Annotated in this window: 22 protein-coding genes and 1 tRNA gene; 16 read left to right on the top strand and 7 right to left on the bottom strand. The window is 64.9% G+C overall.

Annotated elements, in window-relative coordinates:
* Positions 1-16 precede the first annotated feature (16 nt).
* Complete coding sequence (locus GQO94_RS14675; RefSeq protein WP_156842178.1) at positions 17-769, top strand: SIMPL domain-containing protein; 753 nt, start codon at positions 17-19, stop codon at positions 767-769.
* 33 nt (positions 770-802) lie between these two features.
* Here the strand turns inward: GQO94_RS14675 and GQO94_RS14670 are convergent, their stop codons facing one another.
* Complete coding sequence (locus tag GQO94_RS14670; RefSeq protein ID WP_232332948.1) at positions 803-1303, bottom strand: DUF4019 domain-containing protein; 501 nt, start codon at positions 1301-1303, stop codon at positions 803-805.
* Between GQO94_RS14670 and GQO94_RS14665 the strand changes: the two genes are divergently transcribed.
* Positions 1287-1928 carry a phosphoribosylanthranilate isomerase gene (locus tag GQO94_RS14665; RefSeq protein WP_156842177.1) on the top strand — a complete coding sequence of 214 codons (642 nt, stop codon included), beginning with the start codon at positions 1287-1289 and terminating at the stop codon, positions 1926-1928. The genes GQO94_RS14670 and GQO94_RS14665 overlap by 17 nt on opposite strands.
* 66 nt (positions 1929-1994) lie before the next feature.
* Here the strand turns inward: GQO94_RS14665 and GQO94_RS14660 are convergent, their stop codons facing one another.
* Complete coding sequence (locus tag GQO94_RS14660) at positions 1995-2477, bottom strand: outer membrane protein (RefSeq protein ID WP_156842176.1); 483 nt, start codon at positions 2475-2477, stop codon at positions 1995-1997.
* Positions 2478-2693: 216 nt separating this feature from the next.
* Between GQO94_RS14660 and trpB the strand changes: the two genes are divergently transcribed.
* The 3 genes from trpB to GQO94_RS14645 are packed head-to-tail and all read left to right on the top strand — an operon-like array spanning position 2694 to position 6020.
* Positions 2694-3935, top strand: a complete 1242-nt coding sequence (gene trpB / locus GQO94_RS14655; RefSeq protein WP_156842175.1) for a tryptophan synthase subunit beta — start codon at positions 2694-2696, stop codon at positions 3933-3935.
* A gap of 2 nt (positions 3936-3937) precedes the next feature.
* Positions 3938-4714 carry a tryptophan synthase subunit alpha gene (gene trpA, locus GQO94_RS14650; protein ID WP_156842174.1) on the top strand — a complete coding sequence of 259 codons (777 nt, stop codon included), beginning with the start codon at positions 3938-3940 and terminating at the stop codon, positions 4712-4714.
* A gap of 4 nt (positions 4715-4718) precedes the next feature.
* Complete coding sequence (locus GQO94_RS14645; protein WP_156842173.1) at positions 4719-6020, top strand: bifunctional folylpolyglutamate synthase/dihydrofolate synthase; 1302 nt, start codon at positions 4719-4721, stop codon at positions 6018-6020.
* Here the strand turns inward: GQO94_RS14645 and GQO94_RS14640 are convergent.
* Positions 6017-7354 carry an AmpG family muropeptide MFS transporter gene (locus GQO94_RS14640; RefSeq protein WP_232332947.1) on the bottom strand — a complete coding sequence of 446 codons (1338 nt, stop codon included), beginning with the start codon at positions 7352-7354 and terminating at the stop codon, positions 6017-6019. The two genes, GQO94_RS14645 and GQO94_RS14640, sit on opposite strands and share 4 nt — an antisense overlap.
* Positions 7355-7447: 93 nt before the next feature.
* Between GQO94_RS14640 and GQO94_RS14635 the strand changes: the two genes are divergently transcribed.
* Positions 7448-8317, top strand: coding sequence for a pseudouridine synthase (locus GQO94_RS14635; RefSeq protein WP_156842172.1), 870 nt, complete (start codon positions 7448-7450; stop codon positions 8315-8317).
* A complete protein-coding gene (gene rsmD / locus GQO94_RS14630; protein WP_156842171.1) occupies positions 8314-8856 on the top strand; it encodes a 16S rRNA (guanine(966)-N(2))-methyltransferase RsmD in 543 nt (180 codons plus the stop codon). Before GQO94_RS14635 ends, rsmD begins: the two co-directional genes overlap by 4 nt.
* Before the next feature lie 89 nt (positions 8857-8945).
* Here rsmD and GQO94_RS14625 read toward each other — a convergent pair whose 3' ends face one another.
* A complete protein-coding gene (locus tag GQO94_RS14625) occupies positions 8946-9650 on the bottom strand; it encodes a hypothetical protein (protein WP_156842170.1) in 705 nt (234 codons plus the stop codon).
* Positions 9651-9769: 119 nt separating this feature from the next.
* On the opposite strand from GQO94_RS14625, the gene GQO94_RS14620 reads away from it, so the two are divergent.
* Positions 9770-12067, top strand: a complete 2298-nt coding sequence (locus tag GQO94_RS14620) for an ATP-dependent helicase (RefSeq protein WP_198045979.1) — start codon at positions 9770-9772, stop codon at positions 12065-12067.
* Between the two features lie 74 nt (positions 12068-12141).
* The gene (locus tag GQO94_RS14615) at positions 12142-13683 is read left to right on the top strand and encodes a M20/M25/M40 family metallo-hydrolase (RefSeq protein ID WP_156842169.1); all 1542 of its coding nucleotides are present in this window, start codon (positions 12142-12144) and stop codon (positions 13681-13683) included.
* Between the two features lie 13 nt (positions 13684-13696).
* On the opposite strand, the gene GQO94_RS14610 is transcribed toward GQO94_RS14615, so the two are convergent.
* On the bottom strand, positions 13697-15124 hold the full coding sequence (locus GQO94_RS14610) for a DEAD/DEAH box helicase (protein WP_156842168.1): 1428 nt from the start codon (positions 15122-15124) through the stop codon (positions 13697-13699).
* Between the two features lie 226 nt (positions 15125-15350).
* Complete coding sequence (locus GQO94_RS14605; RefSeq protein ID WP_156842167.1) at positions 15351-15956, bottom strand: hypothetical protein; 606 nt, start codon at positions 15954-15956, stop codon at positions 15351-15353.
* A 126-nt stretch (positions 15957-16082) separates the two neighbouring features.
* Between GQO94_RS14605 and GQO94_RS14600 the strand changes: the two genes are divergently transcribed.
* On the top strand, positions 16083-17504 hold the full coding sequence (locus tag GQO94_RS14600; RefSeq protein ID WP_156842166.1) for an FAD-binding oxidoreductase: 1422 nt from the start codon (positions 16083-16085) through the stop codon (positions 17502-17504).
* 140 nt (positions 17505-17644) lie between these two features.
* Entirely contained in the window at positions 17645-18430 is a 786-nt protein-coding gene (locus GQO94_RS14595; RefSeq protein ID WP_156842165.1) for a SapC family protein, read from the top strand.
* A gap of 368 nt (positions 18431-18798) precedes the next feature.
* Here the strand turns inward: GQO94_RS14595 and GQO94_RS14590 are convergent, their stop codons facing one another.
* On the bottom strand, positions 18799-19752 hold the full coding sequence (locus tag GQO94_RS14590; RefSeq protein ID WP_156842164.1) for an N-formylglutamate amidohydrolase: 954 nt from the start codon (positions 19750-19752) through the stop codon (positions 18799-18801).
* Between the two features lie 154 nt (positions 19753-19906).
* Between GQO94_RS14590 and cpdR the strand changes: the two genes are divergently transcribed.
* The 5 genes from cpdR to GQO94_RS14565 all read left to right on the top strand — a co-directional run bounded on the left by cpdR (position 19907) and on the right by GQO94_RS14565 (position 24013).
* The gene (gene cpdR, locus GQO94_RS14585; RefSeq protein ID WP_156842163.1) at positions 19907-20281 is read left to right on the top strand and encodes a cell cycle two-component system response regulator CpdR; all 375 of its coding nucleotides are present in this window, start codon (positions 19907-19909) and stop codon (positions 20279-20281) included.
* 111 nt (positions 20282-20392) lie between these two features.
* Positions 20393-20467: transfer RNA gene (locus GQO94_RS14580), tRNA-Val, on the top strand.
* Between the two features lie 197 nt (positions 20468-20664).
* Complete coding sequence (locus tag GQO94_RS14575; RefSeq protein WP_156842162.1) at positions 20665-21894, top strand: NADP-dependent isocitrate dehydrogenase; 1230 nt, start codon at positions 20665-20667, stop codon at positions 21892-21894.
* 113 nt (positions 21895-22007) lie between these two features.
* Positions 22008-22796, top strand: a complete 789-nt coding sequence (locus GQO94_RS14570) for an energy transducer TonB (protein WP_198045978.1) — start codon at positions 22008-22010, stop codon at positions 22794-22796.
* 110 nt (positions 22797-22906) lie between these two features.
* The gene (locus GQO94_RS14565) at positions 22907-24013 is read left to right on the top strand and encodes an acyltransferase family protein (RefSeq protein WP_156842161.1); all 1107 of its coding nucleotides are present in this window, start codon (positions 22907-22909) and stop codon (positions 24011-24013) included.
* Positions 24014-24062 lie beyond the last annotated feature (49 nt).

Below are 24062 nucleotides of genomic sequence, written 5' to 3'. Positions count from 1 at the left end.
ACTGCAAGGACCAATCATGAAGAGAACTCTCGCTGCGGCTCTGCTGCTCGCCGCGCTTCCGGTTGCGGCGCATGCTCAGATGGCGGGCCCGATCCCGATGATTGCGGAAGGCAGCACTCTGCTGACCGTGACCGCGAACGGCGAGGCCACGCGCGAGCCCGATCTGGCGATGTTCAGCGCCGGCGTGACCACGCAGGGCACGAGCGCGAGCCAAGCGCTGGCAGAGAATTCCACCCGCATGACCGCGGTGATCGCCGCGCTCAAGCGCGCCGGGATCGCAGAACGCGACATCCAGACCAGCAATCTCAATCTCAACCCCGTCTACGCGCAGCCCAAGCGCATGCCCGACGGCAGCTATCAGGACGAAGAGCGCGCGATCATCGGCTATCAGGCGAGCAACACCGTCTCGGTCAAGCAGCGCAAGCTGGGCGAATACGGCAAAGTGATCGACGCGCTCGTCACGGCCGGTGCGAACCAGGTTAATGGCCCGAGTTTCATGGTCGACGATTCGGAAGGCGCGCTCGACGAGGCTCGGACCAAGGCGATGGCAGCCGCGCAAAAGCGGGCGAATCTCTATGCGCGCGCCGCTGGCCTGCGGGTCGCGCGGATCGTCTCGATCAGCGAGAGCGGCGGCTATGCTCCGCAGCCAGTGATGTATCGCCGGGCCGCAATGGATGCCGCCCCTGCGGCCCCGCCCCCCACGCCGATCGCGGCTGGCGAGCTCGAGCTGAGTTCGAGCGTTACGGTCCAGTTCGAACTGGCTCGCTGATCGGTCCAGCGGCTCGGGCGACCGGGAGGGCGATCAGTTCAGCATCATTGCGTTGGATTGAATGTTGTAGCCGACCAGCGCGAGCTGATCGTCATCGTCCTTTCGGTAGGTAAAGGTCTCCATCCCGGTGCCCTTCTCGAAAGTCGTTGCCATTTGCACGACGACGAACGAACCGGCGGTGGTCACGTTCGAGTTCCAGGCGCGTTGCTCGCTTTGCTGGACACGCCCGAGCTTGCGGTGCACGGCGGACAAGAGCGCGGTCAGCTGAGCCTTACCGGTGGCCGCTTGCATTTCGGGGGACGCTTCAGACCAGATCGCGTCGATCCGGCCTGCGTCCAGATCGGCGTGAAACGCCGAGATCGCAGCGTTGGCATCGTCGACGGACTGTTGGATATTGCAGGCCCCCAGGCTTGCGAGCGCCGCCAGTCCGATTAGAAGTCGCGCGGTCCGTCGCATAGGAACCTTTGCGTTGGGTTTTATGCTTCGAAGATAAACCATTGCGAGGCCACAGCAAGCCGTGCCGATACCCGCCATCAAGATCTGCGGCCTGACCACTCCCGGTGCGGTCGACGACGTCATCGTCGCGCGCGCCGATTATGCGGGATTCGTGTTCTATCCGCCCAGCCAGCGCCACCTTACGATCAATCAGGCCGCAGCTCTGACCAGGCGTGCCGCAGGGCGCGTGGGGCGCGTTGGGCTGTTCGTCGATGCCACCGACGAGGAGCTGCGCGCCACCACCGAGGCGGCGGGTTTCGAAGCGCTGCAATTGCAAGGCAGCGAGACGCCCGAACGGGTGGCGCAGATCAAAGCGCGAACCGGTCTGCCGGTGTGGAAGGCGATCGCGATCGCATCCCGCGCCGATCTCGACCGAGTGGCAAATTACGCGAGCGTGGCGGACATGGTGCTGCTCGACGCGAAGACGCCCAAGGGCGCGCTGCCCGGCGGGCTCGGCCTCTCGTTCGACTGGACGCTGCTCTCCGGCTGGCGCGCGCCTTGCGCCTGGGGGCTTGCCGGAGGACTGAACCCGGGCAACGTCGCGCAAGCGATTGCGGTCACCAAGGCACCGCTGGTCGATGTTTCGTCCGGAGTCGAGGAATCGCCTGGGATAAAAGATTCGGCCAAGATCGTCGCCTTCTGTCGAGCCGTCCGCGCGGCCTGAGGGCAGACGCGAAAAGGGGCGACATCCCTATCGGGAGGCCGCCCCAGGCTTCGGCACGTAGGAAGTTCAGAACTTCAGACCGAGTCCCGCAACGACCGTGTCCGCGTCCGAAAAGCCGTTGTCGATGAAGAAGTGACGATATTCGACCTTGGCGTAGATCGAGTCGGTGAAGGCATGCTGGTAGCCACCACCGACACTGACCGCGTCCTCGCATTCTGAGCAAAACTTCGTCTGGTAGCTCGAGGCCGCGTAAAGCTTGCCGCGTTCACCGATTTTGGCGCCGACGCGGCCGCCGAAACCGAACGACACGCGGGCATCGTCGTCGAGAATCTTGTCGGCGGAGACTTCTGGGCCAGCGAACAGTGTATCGCCGAGATCGAAGTCGTATCCGGCCGCCGCGCCGAGGGTGCCTTCCGAACCACTACCAGTCCAGATAACGCCGCCGCGCGCTTCAATACGAGCTTCATTTGCAGACGCTGGGGCCGTAGTAGCGGCAAAACTACAGACGGTTGCGCAAATGGCAGCACTGATTACAAGTATAGTACGCATTTTAACTCTCACTCCATTATCGATTGCCGGAACCTTTTTTTATATTCCAGCGGCTCGTCTCCGTGCCGAGAGCGCCACTACTCTCGGTTTCTTGAAGTTGCTAGAGTGAGAAATATCACAACAAGTAACTGGTCGATCCTTGTCTGTCGTTAGTCGAAGCCGCTCGCCTTTTGTGTCGGCTGGACAAGAGGCGGACCCTCTGCCAAGCGCTCGGCCATGACCCAAACGGCGACGCCAAACAGCTTCCGCAACCAGCCCGACGAGCACGGGCATTTCGGTCGATTCGGTGGGCGCTACGTCGCCGAAACGCTGATGCCGCTGATCCTCGATTTGGAACGCGAATATCGCGCCGCGAAGGCCGATCCCGCCTTCCGCGCCGAGTTCGAGGACTTGCTCGCGAACTTCGTTGGCCGCCCGAGCCCGCTCTACTTCGCGCCGCGCCTGACCGAGCATTTCCGTGAGCGCGCTCCGGAGGGAATGGGGCCGAAAATCTTCTTCAAGCGCGAAGACCTGAACCACACCGGCGCGCACAAGATCAACAATTGCGTCGGCCAGATCCTGCTCGCCCGCCGCATGGGCAAGACGCGGATCATCGCCGAAACCGGCGCGGGCCAGCACGGCGTCGCCACCGCGACCGTGGCCGCGCGTTTTGGCCTGCCCTGCACGATTTTCATGGGCGCCAAGGACGTCGAGCGCCAGAAGCCCAACGTGTTCCGGATGAAGCTGCTCGGCGCCGAAGTGCAGCCGGTGACCAGCGGTGCCGAAACGCTCAAGGACGCGATGAATGAGGCGCTGCGCGACTGGGTCGCGAACGTGCACGACACTTTCTACATCATCGGCACCGCCGCCGGCCCGCACCCCTATCCCGAGCTGGTCCGCGACTTCCAGTCCGTGATCGGCGAGGAAACCCGCGAGCAGATGATGGCGCGCGAAGGCCGCTTGCCCGACATGGTGCTGGCCTGCGTCGGCGGCGGGTCGAACGCGATCGGCATGTTCTATCCCTTCCTCGACGATCAAGAAGTGGCGATGGTCGGCGTCGAAGCGGCGGGCCACGGCATCGAGAGCGGCCAGCACGCCGCCAGCCTCACCGGCGGACGCCCGGGCATCCTCCACGGCAACCGCACCTACCTGCTGCAGGACGAGGACGGCCAAATCACCGAGGCGCATTCGATCTCGGCTGGGCTCGACTACCCCGGCCTTGGCCCCGAGCATTCCTGGCTGCACGAAAGCGGCCGGGTGCGCTACCTGCCGATCACCGACGACGAAGCGCTCAAGGCGTTCCAGCTCTGCTGCGCGCTCGAAGGCATCATCCCCGCGCTCGAATCGGCGCACGCCCTTGCCGCGCTGGGCCAGCTGACCACCGAGATGGCCGAGGACAAGCTGCTGGTCATCAATCTCTCTGGCCGCGGCGACAAGGACATCTTCACCGTCGCCGAAGCGCTGGGCGCGGAAATCTAATCATGTCTCGCTTCGAACAGGCCTTCTCGCGCGGCCCCGCGCTCGTTTGCTTCCTCACCGCGGGCGATGGCGACACGGCCGCCAATCTCGATGCGCTCGTTGCTGGCGGGGCCAACGTGATCGAGCTTGGCATGCCGTTCACCGATCCGATGGCGGACGGTCCGGCGATCCAGCAGGCGAACTTGCGCAGTCTCGCCAAGGGCACGCGCACGGCGGACATTCTCAACATGGCGCGCGCCTTTCGCGAGCGGCATCCCGAGGTGCCGCTGGTGCTGATGGGCTATGCCAATCCGATGACGGTCCGCGGGCCCGAGTGGTTCGCCGAGCAGTGCGCGGCGGCGGGCGTCGATGGCGTGATCTGCGTCGACATTCCCACCGAGGAAGATGCCGACCTCGGCCCGGCGTTGCGCGATAAGGGCGTATCCTTGATCCGCCTCGCGACGCCGACCACCGATGCCGCGCGGCTGCCCGACGTGCTCAAGGGCTCGTCCGGCTTCATTTATTACGTTTCGGTCGCCGGGATCACCGGCATGCAGCAGGCGGCGCAAGGCTCAATCGAGCAAGCCGTGGCGGCGCTCAAGGCGGCGAGCGACATCCCCGTCGCGGTCGGCTTCGGTGTGCGCACGCCCGAACAGGCGCGCGAGATCGCCAAAGTGGCGGACGGAGTCGTCGTCGGATCGGCGCTGGTCGACCTCGTCAAGCAGCACGGCGACGATGCCCCTGCCGCCATCCGCGAATTGACCGCCGCCCTCGCCGAGGCGGTGCATACGGCGCGCTGAACCCTTGCGCGATTTCGCCCAGTCGGACAGCCCCGAGGTTCAGGCGCAACTGGATCGCCTCGCCGCGTTGACCCTACCGCAAGGCCGCTTCGGGCTCGACACGATCCGCGCGCTGCTGGCCGCGCTCGGCGATCCGCACTGGTCGCTGCCGCCGGTCTTCCATGTCGCGGGGACCAACGGCAAGGGCTCGACTTGCGCCTTCCTGCGCGCTGCACTGGAAGCGGAAGGCTTGCGCGCGCATGTCTTCACCAGCCCGCACCTCGTCCGCTACAACGAACGCATCCGCATCGCGGGCGACCTCGTGAGCGATGCGCTACTGGCCGACCTGCTGCGCGAGACGCTCGACGCGGCGGACGCTGCCGATCTTGCGCCCAGCTTTTTCGAAGTCACCACCGCTGCCGCCTTCCTCGCCTTCGCGCGCGCACCGGCGGATGCCTGCGTGATCGAAGTCGGCCTTGGCGGACGTTTCGATGCGACCAATGTGCTCGACCGCGTCGCGGTGAGCGGGATCGCCTCGCTCGGCATCGATCACGAGGCTTTCCTGCTCGCGCCCGAGGATGGCGCACCCAAGATGCCGCTGGCGCGGATCGCGTTCGAGAAGGCGGGGATCGTCCGGCCCGGCAGTCCGCTGGTGACGCTCGCCTATCCGCCCGAGGCCACCAGCGAGATCGAGCGCGCGGCGCGGGTCGCGGGCGCGCCGCTGCACATGCGCGGGCTGGACTGGGATGTCTCGGCCGGAGCGGTGCTCGAATATCGCGACCGCCACGGCCCGCTCACCCTGCCACTGCCCGCGCTGCCCGGCGCGCATCAGGCCGTGAACGCGGGCCTGGCGGTGGCGATGCTGCGCCATCAGGACCGCGTGACAGTGACCACCGATGCGCTTGCCGCCGCGATGGCGCGCGTGCAGTGGCCGGCGCGGCTACAGCAACTCGATCCAGGCCCCTTGCGCGACGGCGCGGGCGATCGCCCGGTCTGGCTCGACGGCGGCCACAATCCCGATGCAGGCGCGGCGATCGCGAGCCACTTTGCCGGGCAGCGGCTGCATCTCGTGCTGGGCATGCTGGCGAACAAGGACCCGGCGGCGCTGATGGCGCCCCTCGCCGGTACTCTCGCCAGCCTTCAGATCGTCGATGTGCCCGGACACGAGGCGCATGGGATCGATGCATTCGGCGGTGGCGCGGAGGCTGCGGCCGATATTGCCGAAGCGCTGCGCGCCTTGCCGGACGACGGCCTCCCCGTGCTCATCGCGGGCTCGCTCTACCTTGCGGGCGATGTCCTGCGCCGGAACGGCCAGCACCCTGCCTAGCGGCGCGCGTCGCCCTCGCCCACTTCGCCCGCAGTGCCCATGGCCGCATCGACGAGACCCGTGCGCATCATCCACCAGAACAGCACGATCCCCGGCAGCGCCGCCACGGTGGTGAGCAGGTAGAAGTTCACGTAGCCCATGCCTTCGATCAGCGCGCCCGCCGTGGTTCCGGTCAGGAACCGCCCGACGATGCTCGCGCCCGCCGAGATCAGCGCATATTGCGCGGCAGTGAAGCGCAAGTCGCACAGCGCCGAGAAATAGGCGACGACGACCACCCCGCCATAGCCGCTGGCGAAGTTCTCGAAGCCGATGGCGCCCGCCATGCCGATATTGGAGTGCCCCGCCGCCGCGAGCATCGCGAAGCTGAGGTTCGAGATCGCCATCAGGATCAGCGCGATCAGCACCGAACGCTTAAGCCCGAGCCGCGCGTAGATCACCCCGCCGACGAACACGCCGATGATCAGCGCCCAGAACCCAACGCCGATGTCGTAGATCGCGATCTCGTCGTTGGAGAAGCCAAGGTCCTCGAACAGCAGGCGAAACGTGAGGTTCGCCAGCGTATCGCCGATCTTGTGGACGAGGATGAACAGCAGCACCAGCCAAGCGCCGGCGCGCTGGAAGAACTCCACGAACGGTCCCGCGATGGAGGCCCAGATTTCCGCCGCCCCGCGCCGCTCGTGACTGACTTCATGGCGCGCCGGCTCGCCCAGGATCAGCGCGGTCAGCATCGCCGGCAGGACGAATACGGCGCACACCGCATAAGCCAGATGCCAGTCGGTTCGCGCCGCCACGACCAGCGCCAGTGCGCCCGCCGCCGCCGAACCGATCCGCCAGCCATACTGGCTCATTCCCGAGCCCACACCGAGCTGATACGGCTTCAGCGTCTCGATCCGGTAAGCGTCGATGACGATATCGAAACTCGCACCCGCGAGCCCCAGCAGCACGGCCGCGGCCACGGTCGCGCCGATGTCGGATGACGGATCGACGATCGCCAGATTGAGCGTTGCGGCGGCGACCAGCACGCCGGTCACCATCATCCACGATACGCGCTGCCCCATCCGACCAATCACCGGCAGGCGCACGCCGTCGATGATCCAGGCCCACAAAGGCTTCAGGTTGTAGACGAAAAAGGCGAGCGTGAAGGCGGTGATGGTCGATTTCTCGATACCGTCCTGTGCTAGGCGCGTCGTCAGCGTCGCGGCCAACAGCGCAAAGGGATAGCCGGATGACACGCCGACGAAGAACGCGGCCAGTGATTCCTTTTCCAGATAGGGCTTTAGCGAGCCCACCAGGCCCCGGCGCGGTTCGTCCTTTTCGATCGTCCCGGTGTTCACCGCGTGCTCCTTACCTCAAAGAAGGCATGCTTAGCGTGTCGCCCGGCGATGGGAAGGCTGGATGAAGCCGCGATCAACAGCTAAGGCCCCACGATGTCACCACCACCGCAGCGCCCCGACCGAAGCCGCAACGATGCGCGTCCGCGCTCGCGCAGCACGCGCCGCCCCGGCGCGCCCAAGCCGGACACGAGCACGCCGCGCGAAGGTGCGCCCGAAGGCGATCGCATCGCCAAGCTGCTCGCCCGCGCGGGCGTAGCCAGCAGGCGCGAATCCGAGCGGATGATCGCGGAAGGACGGGTGAAGCTGGGCGAGGAGCTCGTCACCACGCCGGCGACGATCCTCAAGGATCTGCGCGGCGTCACCGTAGACGGCAAGCCGGTACGCGCGCCCGAAGCGACGCGGCTGTTCGCCTTCCACAAGCCGCAAGGCCTGCTCACTGCCGAACGCGATCCTGCCGGACGGCCGACGATCTACACCGCGCTCAAGAACGCGCTGCCCGCGGGTGCCCCGCGCTTGATGCCGGTCGGCCGGCTCGATCTCAACACCGAGGGGCTGCTGCTGCTGACGAACGACGGCGAATTCAAGCGCCAGCTCGAACTTCCCGCGACCAAGATCCCCCGCACCTACCGCGCTCGCGCGTTCGGCAATGTGACGCAAGGCCAGCTCGAGGAGCTGATCGAAGGCGTCGAGATCGATGGCATGCGCTATGGCCGGATCGACGCCAACATGGAGCGCCGCACGGGACGCAACTTGTGGATCGAGATGACCATCACCGAGGGCAAGAACCGCGAGATACGCCGCGTGCTCGAGTATCTCGATCTGCAGGTCAGCCGCCTGATCCGGATCGGTTATGGCCCCTTCGCGCTCGACGAATTGCCGCGCGGCGCCGCGGTCGAGATTAATGCCAAACAACTCGAGCGGTTCCGCGCGTCGCTCGGCACGAAAGGGCGCAAGCCATCCTGAGGATCGTTGCCGGCGAATGGCGGGGGCGCAAGCTCGCCGCTCCGGAAGGCGATACGACTCGCCCCACGGCCGATCGCACGCGCGAAACGTTGTTTTCGATGCTGACGAGCCGCCTCGGCAGCTTCGAAGGTCTCGCCGTCGGGGATTTTTTCGCCGGATCGGGTGCCCTGGGACTGGAAGCGCTGTCGCGCGGAGCGGCGCAGTGCCTGTTCGTGGAGCAGGACGCGGCCGCGCTGCGGGGGCTGCGTGCCAACATTGCCGCGCTGCGGGCGCAGTCGCAATGCGACGTGCGCGCCGTTTCCGCACTGCGCGTTGGTCCGGCAAAGGCTCCGCTCGACCTCTTGTTGATGGACCCGCCTTACGAAAGCGGCGCGGGTGCCGTGGCGCTCGACAAGCTGCATCGGCTCGGTTGGCTCGCGCCGTCGAGCTGGATCAGCCTGGAGACCGCGCGGGGCGAGACCGTATCGGTCAAAGGCTTCGCCCTCGACGTCACGCGCGACGTCGGTCGGGCGCGCCTCCACTTGCTGCGCATGGAGTAAAAGGCCGCCGACCGAAAAGGGCGCCTGTTGCCAGACGCCCTTTCCATCGGAAACTTGCGAGGCAACGGGGCTGCCGTTGCATGGGAAGCTTACATCTCGCTGGCGGGCTTGCCCGGCCAATGATCGAGCGGACGATTGCCCCAGTTCTTGCCCGCTTCGCGAGGGTTGATGCAGCTATCCTGCACGTCGCCCTTACAAATCGGATAATCCTTGTCCATCGCATCTGCCGGTGGCGGCGTCAGCGCGCCCTTGTAGGGGCCGCCCTGATACTGTTGCGTCGCGGGCATGGCGGGCTGGACGGCCTGGTTGGCCATCTTCGGATTGGGGACGCCATTGGTCGGCATGCCTTGTCCCGGCGGGTTGGCTTGTCCCGCTGGCGTCGTCGGCGTCATTCCGGCCAGCTGCTGCTGGACCGCGCGCCATGCCAGCGTTCGTTGCTCCGGAGTCATATTATAGATCTTGCCGCGCTGGTCTTCGGTGAGCGCCCAATAGCCTTCCTGCTGCACCGGCTCCAGGGTCCAGTAGTATTCCTGATAGGTCATCGGCCAGGTGTCGTAATCGGTCTGCCGTTCGGGCGGCCAGGACTGATACATGGTCGACTGCTCCGGCGACATTTCATAGCCACCGCGCTTGTCGGACACGGAATTGGTCGAGACGGGGACGCTCGAATCCGGCATCGGATCGGCCTGATCCACAGAGCTAGTGGTAGTCGATTGACTGTCGGTCATCTGAGCGAAAGCCGGAGCGGTCATCAGCGCGATTGCGCCGGCTCCGGCAAGAAGGATATTACGCATTTCTGCTTCTCCGGTTTTTCTTTCGTCTTGCCCGAGTCGACGAATGAGACGCGCCATTGTTCCGTCGCTGCGACGAACCGACCTTGCGTAGCGACAATGCGTTCCCTAGTTGTTCGCTCGTGACTGCCCCCTTCGCTAGCCCCTCCGATGTCTCCGCAGATCCCCTGATCGGCGGCCTCAACGCGCCGCAGCGCGAGGCCGTGCTGACCAGCGAGGGCCCCGTATTGATGCTCGCGGGCGCGGGCACGGGTAAGACCGCAGCCCTGACCGCCCGCCTTGCCTACCTGGTGCGAGAGCGACTCGCATGGCCGTCCGAAATCCTGTGCGTGACCTTCACCAACAAGGCCGCGCGCGAGATGCGCGAGCGAGTCGGGAATCTGATCGGTCCTGCGGTGGAAGGCATGCCCTGGCTCGGCACTTTCCATTCGATCGCGGCGAAGATGCTGCGTCGCCATGCCGAACTGGTCGGACTGCAATCAAATTACACGATCATCGATACCGACGATCAGCTGCGCCTGCTGAAACAGCTGATCCAGTCCGAAGGGATCGACGAGAAACGCTGGCCCGCGCGCCAGCTGGCCGGGTGCATAGACCGCTGGAAGAACCGCGGCCTCAATCCCGGCGATCTCGATGCCGCCGAGAACGAGGCTTATGCGAACGGGAAGGGGCAGAAGTTCTACCGGCTCTATCAGGACCGGTTGAAGGCGCTGAACGCCTGCGATTTCGGCGATCTGCTGCTACACATGCTCAACATCCTGCGCACCGAGCGCGACGTGCTCGAACAATATCGCCAGCGCTTCAAGTTCGTCATGGTGGACGAATATCAGGACACCAATCAGGTCCAGTATCTGTGGCTGCGTCTGCTCGCGCAGGAGCGCAAGAACATCTGCGTTGTGGGCGACGACGATCAGTCGATCTATTCATGGCGCGGGGCGGAAGTCGCCAATATCCTACGGTTCGAAAAGGACTTTCCCGGCGCCAAGGTTATCCGGCTGGAGCAGAATTATCGCTCCACGCCGCAGATCCTCGCCGCTGCCTCGGGGCTCATCAGCGAGAACAGCCAACGGCTGGGCAAGACCTTGTGGACCGAACGCCATCCCGGCGATCCATTGCGCGTGATCGGCGTGTGGGACGGGCCCGAGGAAGCGCGCCGGGTCGGCGACGAGATCGAGCGGCTGGAGCGCGAAGGCGCCTCGCTCGATCAAGTCGCGATCCTGGTGCGGGCGCAGTACCAGACCCGCGAATTCGAAGACCGCTTCATTCAGATCGGCCTCAATTACCGGATCATCGGCGGCTTCCGCTTTTACGAGCGCGCGGAAATCCGCGATGCGCTGGCCTATCTGCGCGTCATCGCCCAACCCGCCGACGACCTCGCGTTCGAGCGTATCTACAACAGTCCCAAGCGCGGCCTCGGTGCCAAGACGCTGGAGAAGCTACACGTGCACGCCCGGCGGCGCGGGATCCCGCTGGCCGCTGCCGCGCTTGAAATCGTCGATACCGATGAATTGCCGGCGCGAGCGCGCAACACCTTTCTCTCGCTGATGCGCGATTTCGCCCGCTGGCGCGATCTTGCCGCCAGCGAAAGCCCGGCGGACCTCTTGCGTACCGTCATGGACGAGAGCGGCTACACCGACGCGCTGCAGGCCGAGAAAACGCCTGAGGCTTCGGGCCGGCTCGAAAACCTCGTCGAACTGGCGCGCGCGATGGAAGAGTACGTCACGCTGGGCGACTTTCTCGAGCACGTCAGCCTGGTGATGGACAACGATGCGGCGGACGACACCGAGAAGGTCACGATCATGACCATGCACGCCGCCAAAGGGCTGGAATTCGATCACGTGTTCCTGCCCGGCTGGGAGGAAGGCGTGTTCCCCTCGCAGCGCTCGCTCGACGAAGGCGGGCTCGCGAGTCTTGAGGAGGAACGCCGCCTCGCCTACGTCGCGATTACGCGCGCGAAGCGGCGCTGCACCATCCTCCACGCGGCCAACCGGCGGATCTACGGGCAGTGGACCAGCTCGATCCCCTCGCGCTTCGTCACCGAACTGCCCGACGAGCACGTCGAGGCGGAAACCACCATGACCGGTGGCGCTTCGCTGTGGCGCGCGCAGTGGTCCGAGCATTCCGATCCCTTCGCGGATGTCGCCCGTACCCAGCCCTCACGCGTCGTGACGCGCGGGCCGGGCTGGCAGCGCGCTGCGGCCAAGGAATACGACGCCGCTCCGCGCCGCGTCGCCGAAAACACGCGCAGCGCAGCCAGCTTTGCGGCGAAGCCACGCGGCGACGTCGCAATTGGCGACCGCGTGTTTCACGAGAAGTTCGGCTACGGAAAGATCGCCGCGCAGGAAGGCAACAAGCTGGAGATCGAATTCGAGCAAGCCGGCCGCAAGCGCGTGATCGACAGTTTCATCAAACCCGCATGACGCCGCGCGCCTGAGCCTTGCGTTTACCCGCGCCAGCGGCAATCCTGCCCCTCTTCCATCATAAGGGGGCGGACATGACGGTTTTTCGGGACTTCGCAGGCAATTACGACCGACGCGCGCTGCTGCGCTCCTCGATGCTGGTGGGCGCCGGTGCGGCCTTGATGTCGAGCGGGAACGCCGCCTTTGCCGCCACCGATGCGCGCACCGCGATCCGCGCCGCCGCGCAAGCGCAGCGCGACGCCAACGTGAAGCGCATCCAGGACTGGATCGCCCTGCCCTCGATCGCCGCCGAAAACCGCAACATGACCGAAGGCGCGCAATACATGGCGCAGCTCGCGCGCGATGCGGGGTTCACAGGCGTGAAGATCATTCCGACCGACGGGCATCCCGGCGTGTTCGGCGTGATGGACAACGGCGCCAAGACGACGCTGGGCATCTACTTCATGTACGACGTCAAGCAGTTCGATCCGGCGGAATGGTCCTCGCCGCCTCTGGAAGCCCGGATCGTCGACAAGCCGAACTGGGGCAAGGCGATCGTCGGGCGCGGTGCCGTCAACCAGAAGGGGCCCGAGGCGACGCTGCTGGCCTCGCTCCACGCGATGAAGGCGGCGGGCTTCAAGCCGCCCGTGAACCTCGTTCTGATCGCCGAGGGCGAGGAGGAAATCGGTTCGCCGCACTTCCGCCAGCTCGCCACGCATTCCGAGGTCATGCCAGCGCTCAAGAAGGCGGGCGGCATTTTCATTCCCGCTAGCTGGCAGGGGCCCGATGGGGAGGTTCAGGTCAATTTGGGCTCGAAGGGCGTGGTCGAACTCGAACTCGTTGCAAGTGGCGAGAAGTGGGGCCGCGGGCCCAAAGGCGACATCCATTCGAGCCGCAAGGCGATGGTCGATTCGCCGGCATGGCGGCTGATCATGGCGTTGCAGACGCTGGTCACGCCTGACGGCAACACCCCCGCCATCGATGGCTGGTTCGAGAATGTCCGGCCGCTCACCGCGCGCGAGAAGGAACTGATCGCGCAAGTCGCGGCCGCCTCGGACGAAGCAAAGGACATGGCCTCGCTCGGCGTCACGCACTGGATCGATGACCTGCCTTATCAGCAAGCGCTCGAACGGCTCGCGAGCCAGCCGACGGTGAACATCGAAGGGCTCGTCGGCGGCTATACCGGGCCCGGCGGCAAGACCATTCTGCCGGGCCGCGCCGTGGCTAAGCTCGATCTGCGGCTCGTGCCGAACCAGACGCGCGCGGAAGCGGAGCGCAAATTGCGCGCCCATCTCGACAAGCATGGCTTCAGCGATGTCGAGACCAATTTCTCAGGCGGATACGATCCGACCGAAACCGCGGAAGACAGCCGCCTGATCCAGGCCGAACTGGCGACCTACAAGGCGCTCGGCATCCAGGCGAGCCTCAACCCGCGGCTCGCGGGATCGTGGCCGGGCGCGGTGTTCACCGCGCCGCCGCTGTCGATTCCGGCCGGCCATTTCGGCATCGGCCATGGTTCGGGCGCGCACGCTCCGGACGAATATTACGTGATCGATTCGAGCAATCCGAAAGTCGCAGGCATCGTCGATGCGACCATGGGTTATGTCGAAATGATGTACCAGTTCGCCGCCGTCTGAGCGGCGAACAAGGTCAAGCCAGCGCCGAAACCTGAAGAAAGCTCGGGATCGGACCGTTCCAGGTGCCCTCGTCGCCCCCGCGATCAGGTTCGCTGCGCGAAGCACGACGCGAAGACCGGCTGGGCGCCGGAGCGCTTTCGACCGGATCGCGTTTCACCGCCGCTACGGGCTCGCGCTCGACAGTCTCGCTTTGCACTGGTTCGCGCTGAGCAGGCTCCCGTTCGGTCGACTTGCGACGACGCGAGGACTTCGCCGGCGCTTTCTCGCGCTTTTCCGTGTCGCCGCCGCTCTCGTCGCGCGACTTCGGTGCCTTGCCTGCACCCTTGCTTTCGAGCGTGTAGACCGGGATCGTGCTCTTGGTCAGCTTTTCGACGTTCTCGATCGCTTCGGCATCGTCGGGTGCGACGAACGTGAAGGCCCGGCCCAGCGCGCCGGCGCGACCCGTGCGGCCGATGCGGTGCACGTAGTCATCGGGGTGCCAGGGAGTATCGAAGTTGAAGACGTGGCTCACGCCTTTGACGTCGAGGCCGCGTGCGGCAACATCGGACGCGACGAGGATATTGATCGAACCGTCCTTGAAACGTTGCAACTCGGCATTGCGCGCAGACTGATCCATGTCGCCATGGATTTCACCGCTGGCGAAACCGTGACCCTGCAGGCTCTTGTTGAGCTCGCGCACCGTGGTCTTGCGGTTGCAGAACACGATCGCGGTCGAAACGTCGTCGCTCTTGAGCAGCGAGCGCAGCAATTCGCGCTTTCCGCGTGGCTGCACGAACACTTTGTGCTGAGCGATGTTGACGTTCGCCGTAGCCGCGCGAGCGACCTCGATCTTCTTCGGATTGGACAGGAACTTGGCCGCCAGCTTCTCGATCGGCGGCGGCATCGTCGCGGAGAACAGCAGCGTCTGACGCGTCGCGGGCAGCTTGGTGCAGATGTGTTCGATGTCGGGGATGAAGCCCATGTCGAGCATGCGGTCCGCTTCGTCGATCACCAGCAGGTCGCAGCCGGTGAGCAGGATCTTGCCGCGTTCGAACAAGTCCATCAGCCGGCCCGGAGTCGCGATCAGCACGTCGACGCCTTCTTGCAGCGCCTTGACCTGATCCCCCATCTGCACGCCGCCGATCAGCAGCGCCATCTTGAGGTCGTGGTTCTTGCCGTACTTCTCGAAGTTTTCGGCGACCTGCGCGGCGAGTTCGCGCGTCGGTTCGAGGATCAGCGAGCGCGGCATCAGCGCACGGCGCCGGCCATGCGCGAGGACGTCGATCATCGGCAGAACGAAGCTGGCGGTCTTGCCAGTGCCGGTCTGGGCGATGCCGATGATGTCGCGCATCATCAGCACGGACGGGATCGCCTGCGCCTGGATCGGAGTGGGCGTGTCGTAGCCGGCAGTCGTGACCGCCTTCAACAATTCGTCGGATAGGCCGAGATCGGCGAAACTCATGGTTTTCCGTAATTTGGAGGAATGAAATCCAGCGATCCGGCCCTGGGGCTGCACCGGCGGCCTCGCAGCCGCTTTACGCGATTGAGGAGCCAACCCGGTTCCCATTCAGGAAATCCGGACGAAAGTCAAGGAAACGCAGCTTTTTCCGCCCCAGACTCGCGATCCATCACGGTTAGTCGCTTTGGGCTGACGATCGGCGAAAGTACTGCGGGAGCCAACACTCGGTTCAATCGGAACTTTCGACCAGCTGACGGATGCTCGAAAGCTTGCAATTGGCGCCGCTTCGCGAAAGCAGCGTATCGCGCCCGACGCATAGTTTCCCGTCATTGCTCTGCGACAAGTAGAACCCCGAGTAGAAGTCCCGCGCCCGGCATGCCCGCTCCAGTTCGGCGCTGACGATGCGCTGGTCACGCATGAACAACAGCAGTCGATTGCCGCCATTGGGCTGAACCCCGGAAATCCCGGAAACGCTGAGGCACTTGCCCATGCGCCGCTCCTCGAAATGCGGCCCGACCGCGCGGTTCGGCAGTCCGAACAGCATGTCCGTCCGTCTTGGCTGCGGAGACAGCGGCGTGATGCGGATCGTCATGCGCCGCTCGATACGAACCTGCCAGGCGCTTTCGGGGACCCCGCTGCCGGCGCGCACTTGCAGCGGCCAGTCGTTCGCATCGGGGATCGGGGCATGTTCGGGGACGACCCTGGCGCTGTCGTTCTGCGGCTCGGCCCGGGTCGTTTCCTCGGATGGCTGAGTCAGATCACGCGCCGCCTCCACGCCGCCCTCTGCTGGCAACAGCAGCATGAACGGCGCAAGCAGGACGGCGACGAGATTCATCAGTAAGGTATTCCCCGAGAAACCCAATGGGTTGGTCGCAGCCATAGGGCAAGAGCTTGAACCGTCGCTTAACTTGACCGATCTGTGGGCATAAGACGTTCCCTAGCCATGCCAAGAGACACCACCATGACCGATACCGTAGCCTTTCTCAGTGAAGCCGAAACCCGACTGGGTCCCAAAGGCATCACCGTGGACAGCGAAGCTATGGCGCCATGGCTTACCGACTGGCGGGGTCGCTTCACGGGCCGCGCCGTCGCCATGGCATCGCCTGCAAGCGCTGCGGAACTTGCCGAACTGGTGCGGCTCTGCGCCGCGAACGGGGTTCCGCTCGTGCCGCAGGGGGGCAACAGCAGCATGTCGGGCGGCGCGACTCCCGATGGGTCCGGCGACGCCGTCCTGCTGTCGCTGCGTCGTATGAACGCGATCCGCGAAATCGACGCCGAGGGGCGCAAAGTGATCTGCGAGGCGGGGGTCATCCTGCAAACGCTGCACGAAGCGGCGATGGAGGAGGACTTGCGCTTCCCGCTCTCGCTCGGGGGCAAGGGCTCGGCAACGATTGGCGGCCTGATCTCGACCAATGCAGGCGGCACTCAGGTCCTGCGGCACGGTTCGATGCGCGCGCTCGTGCTGGGGCTCGAAGCGGTGCTTGCCGACGGCAGCATCTATTCGATGCTGACGCCACTCAAGAAAGACAATCGCGGCTTCGATCTCAAGCAGCTCTTCATCGGTTCGGAAGGCACGCTCGGCATCGTCACCGCCGCAACCCTTCGCTTGCTGCCCGCCATCGCGGATCGCACCGTGATCTGGGCCGGCGTCGCCTCGCTGCAGGATGCCCGCGCGCTGCTGCTTCATTGCGAGGACACTGCCGGCGATAGCCTGGAAGGCTTCGAGATCATCCCGGACAGGAGCTTGGAAGCCGTGATCGCGCACCTGCCCGACGCCCGCTCGCCGCTGGGCGACCGCTACCCGTGGTACGCGCTCATCGAAGTCGTCGCCGATCGCGCTTCCGTCGCCACCTTGCGCGACCGCAGCGAGGCGATGCTCGCCGATGCCTTCGAGCGCGGTCTCGTCGCCGACGCGGCGATCGCGGCCAGCGAGAGCCAGGCCGAAGATTTCTGGCTCCTGCGCGAATCGGTCGCACCCGCCGAGCGGGACCGCGGACCTGCCGTTCAGCACGACATCTCGGTGGCGGTAGACAAGATGCCCGAATTCATCGACGTCGCGGTACCCCTGCTCGAACGCGACTGGCCCGGCACCGAGGCAGTCGCCTTCGGCCATTTGGGCGACGGCAACGTCCATTTCCACGTCATCGCGCCGCACGTGACCGACGCGCAGGCCTGGCACGAGGGAGACGGCAAGGCGATCAGCCGCCAGGTTCACGATCTGGTGACGCAGTGGAACGGCTCGATCTCCGCCGAGCACGGCATTGGCCAACTCAAGCGCGATGAATTGCGGCGGCTCGGCGATCCGGTCGCGCTGCGCTTGATGCAAAGCGTGAAGAATGCGCTGGACCCGGCGGGCCTGCTCAACCCGGGCAAGCTCGTCTGATCGGCTGCCAGCCAAGGCGCCGGCCGGTGAAAGTCTATCGCAAGCGGTGACAACCCCGAAGCGGCAAGCTTGCACGCCGCGCCGCGAAGCCGTATGGGCTCGCGCCAGTCGAATTTTCAGAGATTTTCGGAGAGTCAGAAATGGCCAGCGCGCCAAAGACCGCACCCCTTCCGCTGTTTTACAAGGACCTGGTCCCGCTGAACACGCAGGAGCATGCCAACTACAAGATCCGCTCCACCGACAAGGCCACCTGGCTGGTCAACACGCACGCGGTGCCGTTGACTGTCGAGGAATTCCCGCAGGCCCAGCGTCACTTCCCGATCGTGTTCTCCGCTACGGCGACCGGCTCGAGCGTTCCGCTTGCGCTGATGGGGATGAACGAAGGCGTCAACGTCTTCTTCGACGACGACGGCACGATGAACACGCCGGTCTATGTTCCGGCCTATGCGCGTCGCTATCCGTTCATGCTGGCACGTCTCAGTCAGGACAAGCCGGACTTGTCGCTGTGCTTCGATCCGGCGAGCGAACTCGTCGGTGAGTTCGAGGACGGTCGCGCGCTGTTCGACAATGACGAGCCGAGCGAAGCGTGCCAGCAGATGCTGAAGTTCTGCGAGAACTTCGAGAATGCCGGCACTCGCACCCAGAACTTCATCGAGACGATCGAAAAGCACGATCTTTTCATGAATGGCGAGCTGACGATCGAATCCGATGGCAAGCCCTTCACGTATCGTGGTTTCAAGATGATCGACGAGAACAAGCTGCGTGAAGTTCGCGGCGACATTCTGCGCGAATGGAACAGGAACGGGATGTTGGCGCTGATTTACGCGCACTTGTTCTCGCTGGAACTCGTACGCGACATTTTCGGCCGTCAGGTCAGCCAGGGCAAGGCGCCCTCTCTCGAGCAGATGGACGCTCCCGTGAACTAAACTCTTCTTTTAAGAAGGTTTGAACAGGGCCTTCGTGCCGCGCTTCAGGGCAGCGGCACGGAGGTCTTTTTCTATCGTTTTAGAGGGTTGATTTCGGTACCGACCGGCATATATTCGATCCTGTCTTATCAGTGCTACCCTCATGGCCTGATAGGATTTGGTGCACTTTGTGCACCTCCTCCCTGAACCTTGGCCACCTCGCGCATCGCGCGAGGTGGTTTCTTTTTATACGCGTCGGCATTCCCGCATCATGCGGTTCGCGCTTTTCCGCTTCGCAAGCGCTAGCGAGTTGGTGCGAGTTCAGGGACAGCTTGATTCGAGCGCCCTGCGGGCTGCCGCTAAGATGGCGGCGGATGCGCTGGATCGCGTTACTCTGCCGCTTGCCGCAAGGTGTCGCTGCCCGATTGCCCGAGTTGCGAAACCTCTTGCGCCAGGCGTCGCGCCAACCCCACCAAAAGCGTGACCACGCCATCGAAACCCGAACCGGGCTCGACCATCCGACTATCGAGATATGTGCTGCGGTCGATCTCCAACTGCAGCGCATGAATGCCCTGCATAGGAGCGGCGTGGCGCTCCAGCACGTAGCCTCCGGCATAAGGCCGGTTGTGCGATACGGGCGCCCCGGCCTCATGCAGATAGGAAAACGCGGCTGCGGTGAGACTGCCGTGGCACGATCCCCCGAACCTGTCGCCGACCACGTAACGAGGTGCGAACCCGGCCGCTCCCGCAACCAGTGGTGGCATCGAATGCAGATCGACGAGCAGCGCAGCACCCCACCGGGTGCGAAGGTCGAGCAGGTCACGCGCGATTCGCGCATGGTACGGCTCGTGGACTTGCGTAATCCGGGCATCGAGATCATCCGGATTTTGCCGCCGACGCCAGATTTCACCCAATCCGGGCAGGCGGCGAGGGATGAGCCCCAGCCCGCTCCGCGCGCGCCGGCTGGGTGCCAATCCACTCTGCAGCGGCCGATCGGCCTTCGCGAACATCTCCCAGTCGAGATCGTCGGGCGCACGATTGAGATCGATCATCGCGCGCGGCGCTTGCGCCACGACGAGGCTTGCACCGACTTCGCGTGCCACCGCGATCGCGAGTCGGTCGACGTAGCGATCTTCCAGCTTCAGCGCGGCCGCCTCGGCATGTCGCATGTCGCGCAACAGCGCGCGAGGATAGGCACGGCCGGCGTGGGGCACGGCGATCAACAATGGAATAGAGGATGGCGCCGCGACACTCGCGACGAATGCCGGGATGCCAGGCGCGCCTGGAATGGAACCACCCGTTTCGCGCCGTTGCGAATCGGTCTCATCGCCTTCAGATTGCATCGGCCATAGCTGAGCTTTTCGCCCTTCTGTGTCAAAGCCGGTCACTCCGAATGCCAGGCGAGAAATTTTAACCCATAGGGTCTAAGCACTAGTCATGTATCGATGGCGCTCGGCGCCGTCCGTTCCTGCACTTGCAAACCGATCCGAGAGGGCCATGATTCGAATCCTGCTTGCCGAAGACGATGTTGCCATGCGCTCCTATCTCGCTCGCGCGCTCGAAAACGCGGGCTATGAGGTGGTCGCGGTGGATCGCGGCAGCGACGCCGTGCCGCTCTTGGAAGAAAGCCGCTTCGACCTGCTGCTGTCCGACATCGTCATGCCCGAGATGGACGGCATCGAGCTCGCTCAGCATTGCGCGCGGATCAGCCCCGCGACCAAAGTGATGTTCATCACCGGCTTCGCTGCGGTGACGCTGCGCGCCAGCCGGGAAGCTCCGCAGGCCAAGGTGCTGTCGAAGCCGTTTCACTTGCGCGATCTGGTGATGGAAGTGCAGCGGGTCTTCGGTCAATCGGCGCAAGCCAGCATCTGATCACACGGCGCGTTGCAAAGCCGCTTGCATCGCGCCAACCTCCTCGCTATGTGGCGCTTCCGCCGTGAGGGATGCCCCACAAGGAATGCCACGCGGCGCGGCAAATGGCCCGGGCGTATAGCTCAGTGGTAGAGCACTATGTTGACATCGTAGGGGTCGCAAGTTCAATCCTTGCTACGCCCACCATTTGCAGCCTGTGAGGGCACGAAGAACCCGCCGGGAGACTGGCGGGTTTCTTGTATCCGCAACAGATATTCCTTGCGCTCAATTTAGCCTTTGCCTCGCCAGCCGTCCGCGATTGCAGGCCGCTTCCCGCCTTGCCAGCTTTGGGCGGGCTGTCTAGGACCGCCCTCGAAATTCATTCCCCAGGGAGACGAAGGCGCATGGCAAAGATCAAGGTCAAGAACCCAGTCGTCGAAATCGACGGCGACGAGATGACCCGCATCATCTGGCAGTGGATCCGCGAACGGCTGATCCTGCCCTATCTCGACATCGACCTGCAGTACTATGACCTCTCGGTCGAGAAGCGCGACGAAACCGATGACCAGATCACCGTCGATTGCGCCAATGCGATCAAGGCCTGCGGCGTCGGCGTGAAGTGCGCCACGATCACCCCCGATGAAGCTCGCGTCGAGGAATTCAGCCTCAAGCAGATGTGGAAGTCGCCCAACGGCACGATCCGCAACATCCTGGGCGGCGTCGTCTTCCGCGAGCCGATCGTGATCTCGAACGTGCCGCGCCTGGTGCCGGGCTGGACCGACCCGATCGTGGTCGGCCGTCACGCGTTCGGCGATCAGTATCGCGCCACCGACACGCTGATCCCCGGCCCCGGCAAGCTGCGCCTCGTGTTCGAGGGTGATGATGGCCAGGTGATCGACAAGGAAGTGTTCCAGTTCCCGAGCGCGGGCGTCGCCATGGCGATGTACAACCTCGACGATTCGATCCGCGATTTCGCGCGCGCCTCGTTCAACTACGGCCTCAACCTCAAGTGGCCGGTGTACCTCTCCACCAAGAACACGATCATGAAGGCCTATGACGGCCGCTTCAAGGATCTGTTCCAGGAAGTGTTCGACACCGAAGGCTTCGCCGAGAAGTTCAAGGACGCCGGCATTGTCTACGAGCACCGCCTGATCGACGACATGGTCGCCTCGGCGCTCAAGTGGTCGGGCAAGTTCGTCTGGGCCTGCAAGAACTACGATGGTGACGTGCAGTCCGACACCGTCGCGCAGGGCTTCGGCTCGCTCGGCCTGATGACCTCGGTGCTGATGGCGCCCGACGGCAAGACCGTGGAAGCAGAGGCCGCCCACGGCACCGTCACGCGCCACTATCGCCAGCACCAGCAGGGCAAGGCAACCTCGACCAACCCGATCGCCTCGATCTTCGCCTGGACCCGCGGCCTCATGTACCGCGGCAAGTTCGACGAGACGCCCGAAGTCACCGCATTCGCCGAGACGCTCGAGCGGGTCTGCATCGAGACTGTCGAAAGCGGCAAGATGACCAAGGACCTCGCGCTGCTGATCGGACCCGATCAGTCGTGGATGACCACCGAGCAGTTCTTCGAGGCGATCGTCGAGAACCTCGAAAAGGAAATGGCCAAGCAAGGCCTCGGCTGAGCCCTTCTCGGCTGACTGATCGAGGGCCCGCGGCGCGCAAACACGTGCCGCGGGCCCTTTTCTCTTACCCGGCACCGCCTTGATCCGATCCGGTTCGGGCGCATATCCATGCCATGCCTTATGCCGCCAGAGACGGCTCCTCCGGTGCGAGCCGGGCGACGAGCGCCGCGGCTGCCGCGCTGGCCGTTAGCGCGATCGGCTGGGGCCTGATAAACGGGTTGTCGTTCCTGCCCGATGCGCAGGACGTGCGCGAGGCGCTGACCACGCTCAGCATTTCGCCCGCGCCAACCCCGTCGCCCACGCCCACGCCATCCCCCACCCCGACTCCGCCGCCGACGCCACAGAAGGCGCCGAAAAAGGCCGATGGCGCTCCTGCGCCCAAGGACGAGCAGGGCCGCCGCAACTTGCGCAATCAGGCGACCCAGATCGTCGCGCCGGTATTGCCGCCGCTGATCAAGCCGCCGGTCGTCGCCGCGCCCAAGGCCGGCGTCGGATCGGCGCAGAACACCGGCGCCTCCGATCGCGTGGGTCCCGGAGAAGGGGCCGGCGATCGCGGCAATGGCCTGGGGGGCGGTGGGACCGGCGGCAACGGCAATGGCGGCGGCGGAGCCGAAACCGCGCCCGAGCTGCTGCGCGGACGCCTCAAGTTCAAAGACCTCGCGCGCGATCTCAGGCGCGATCGCATCGGCGGTGAAGTCGAAGTCCGCTTCCGGGTCGAGACCGATGGCCGCGTGAGCACTTGCAAGGTCGTGCGATCGAGCGGCGATCCGCGCGTCGATGCCACGCCCTGCCCGCTGATCCGCGAACGCTACCGATTCGAGCCGGCGCTCGATGCGCGCGGCCGGCCGGTCGCGGCGTGGGTCGAGGAGAATCACGCCTGGTTCTATCCGCGCGAGGATTGAGCGACCTCGCAAAGCGTTCAAAAGCGCCGACCCCGCCTTAACAAAAGCGCGACGTCGTGCGAACTTCGCGCCGTAGACGAGATACGAACCACTCCCAGCGCGAGGTGCGGATGAAACCGGCCGCATCCTATCCCATCGGAGATCACGAACAGGCGAGCCAAGGCGCGCGCCACCTTCCGGTGCTGGACGGGCTGCGGGGCATCGCGGCGCTTGCCGTGCTGATCTACCACATCACCTGGCCGCTGGGGTACGAGAGCATCGTTCCTCGCGGCTATCTCGCGGTCGATCTGTTCTTCGTACTGAGCGGCGTGGTCATCGCGCATGTCTACGACGACCGGCTGCGCGCGGGCATGACGCTGGGCGATTTCAGCCTGCGTCGCCTGATCCGGCTCTACCCGCTGATCGTGCTGGGCGCCTTGATGGGCGCGACCGTGACGCTGGGCGATCAGGTCCTTGCACAGGCCCTGGCCCTGGGCGAGGTGACGAGAAATCTCCTCCTCGCGCTGCTGCTGCTGCCGTTCGGCAGTTCGCCGGACAACGACTATGTCTTTCCCACCATCGGCCCCTTGTGGTCGCTGCATTTCGAACTGGTCATCAATCTCGTCTTCGCTGCCACGTTTCGGATTTGGACCAAGCCCGCGATCGCGGCTCTCGTCGTCTTTGCTCTATGGGGGCTGGGGTTGCACGCCATGGTGCTCGGCAGCGTGGATGGCGGCGGCCAGCATGGCGAATATGCCGTCGGGCTGCTGCGCGTGAGCTTCGGCTTCTTCGCCGGAGTGCTGCTGCGCCGCTGCTGCGCCTTCGACAGTGATCGTAAGTACGACCGGGCCCTCGCCTACGCGCTGGTGGCCGCCGTCCTGCTCGCACCCAGCGCCCGCTGGGGCGCAGTGTTCGATCTGGTCGCCGTCGCGCTGGTCTTTCCCGCCGCAGTCTACTTCGGCGCGCGGTCCGCCGACAGGCAGGGCGCCGGGGTGGTGTTCGCTTATCTCGGGCGCATTTCCTATCCGCTCTACCTCACCCACTATCCGATCAAGCGAGTGTTCCAGCACTTCCAGATGCCGCTCGCCGAGCACACCGGCCTGATCGCGATCTCCATCCTGATCGAGATCGCCGTCTGCCTTGCCGCCGCCCACCTCGCCCTTGTCCTTTACGATGGCCCCATCCGTCGCTGGCTTACCACCCTCAGCCGGCGACGTCCGCAGGCGCAAACCGGGTGAATTTCCAGCGCGACGGGTGACAAGCCGCGTGCTTGTGCCATAGTGACGG

The sequence above is a fragment of the Novosphingobium aquimarinum genome (assembly GCF_009746585.1).
GTDB lineage: Bacteria > Pseudomonadota > Alphaproteobacteria > Sphingomonadales > Sphingomonadaceae > Novosphingobium > Novosphingobium aquimarinum.
The sequence above is the reverse complement of the archived record's forward strand: the minus strand, read 5'-3'. Positions and strand labels throughout refer to the sequence as shown.

Bases quoted from the DNA above. Each gene is read 5' to 3' on its own strand.
- GQO94_RS14675 (WP_156842178.1), top strand. From the start codon at position 17: ATGAAGAGAACTCTCGCTGCGGCTCTGCTGCTCGCCGCGCTTCCGGTT.
- GQO94_RS14670 (WP_232332948.1), bottom strand. From the start codon at position 1,303: ATGGCGGGTATCGGCACGGCTTGCTGTGGCCTCGCAATGGTTTATCTT.
- GQO94_RS14660 (WP_156842176.1), bottom strand. From the start codon at position 2,477: ATGCGTACTATACTTGTAATCAGTGCTGCCATTTGCGCAACCGTCTGT.
- trpB (WP_156842175.1), top strand. From the start codon at position 2,694: ATGACCCAAACGGCGACGCCAAACAGCTTCCGCAACCAGCCCGACGAG.
- trpA (WP_156842174.1), top strand. From the start codon at position 3,938: ATGTCTCGCTTCGAACAGGCCTTCTCGCGCGGCCCCGCGCTCGTTTGC.
- GQO94_RS14635 (WP_156842172.1), top strand. From the start codon at position 7,448: ATGTCACCACCACCGCAGCGCCCCGACCGAAGCCGCAACGATGCGCGT.
- GQO94_RS14625 (WP_156842170.1), bottom strand. From the start codon at position 9,650: ATGCGTAATATCCTTCTTGCCGGAGCCGGCGCAATCGCGCTGATGACC.
- GQO94_RS14615 (WP_156842169.1), top strand. From the start codon at position 12,142: ATGACGGTTTTTCGGGACTTCGCAGGCAATTACGACCGACGCGCGCTG.
- GQO94_RS14610 (WP_156842168.1), bottom strand. From the start codon at position 15,124: ATGAGTTTCGCCGATCTCGGCCTATCCGACGAATTGTTGAAGGCGGTC.
- GQO94_RS14605 (WP_156842167.1), bottom strand. From the start codon at position 15,956: ATGAATCTCGTCGCCGTCCTGCTTGCGCCGTTCATGCTGCTGTTGCCA.
- GQO94_RS14600 (WP_156842166.1), top strand. From the start codon at position 16,083: ATGACCGATACCGTAGCCTTTCTCAGTGAAGCCGAAACCCGACTGGGT.
- GQO94_RS14595 (WP_156842165.1), top strand. From the start codon at position 17,645: ATGGCCAGCGCGCCAAAGACCGCACCCCTTCCGCTGTTTTACAAGGAC.
- GQO94_RS14590 (WP_156842164.1), bottom strand. From the start codon at position 19,752: ATGCAATCTGAAGGCGATGAGACCGATTCGCAACGGCGCGAAACGGGT.
- cpdR (WP_156842163.1), top strand. From the start codon at position 19,907: ATGATTCGAATCCTGCTTGCCGAAGACGATGTTGCCATGCGCTCCTAT.
- GQO94_RS14575 (WP_156842162.1), top strand. From the start codon at position 20,665: ATGGCAAAGATCAAGGTCAAGAACCCAGTCGTCGAAATCGACGGCGAC.
- GQO94_RS14570 (WP_198045978.1), top strand. From the start codon at position 22,008: ATGCCTTATGCCGCCAGAGACGGCTCCTCCGGTGCGAGCCGGGCGACG.
- GQO94_RS14565 (WP_156842161.1), top strand. From the start codon at position 22,907: ATGAAACCGGCCGCATCCTATCCCATCGGAGATCACGAACAGGCGAGC.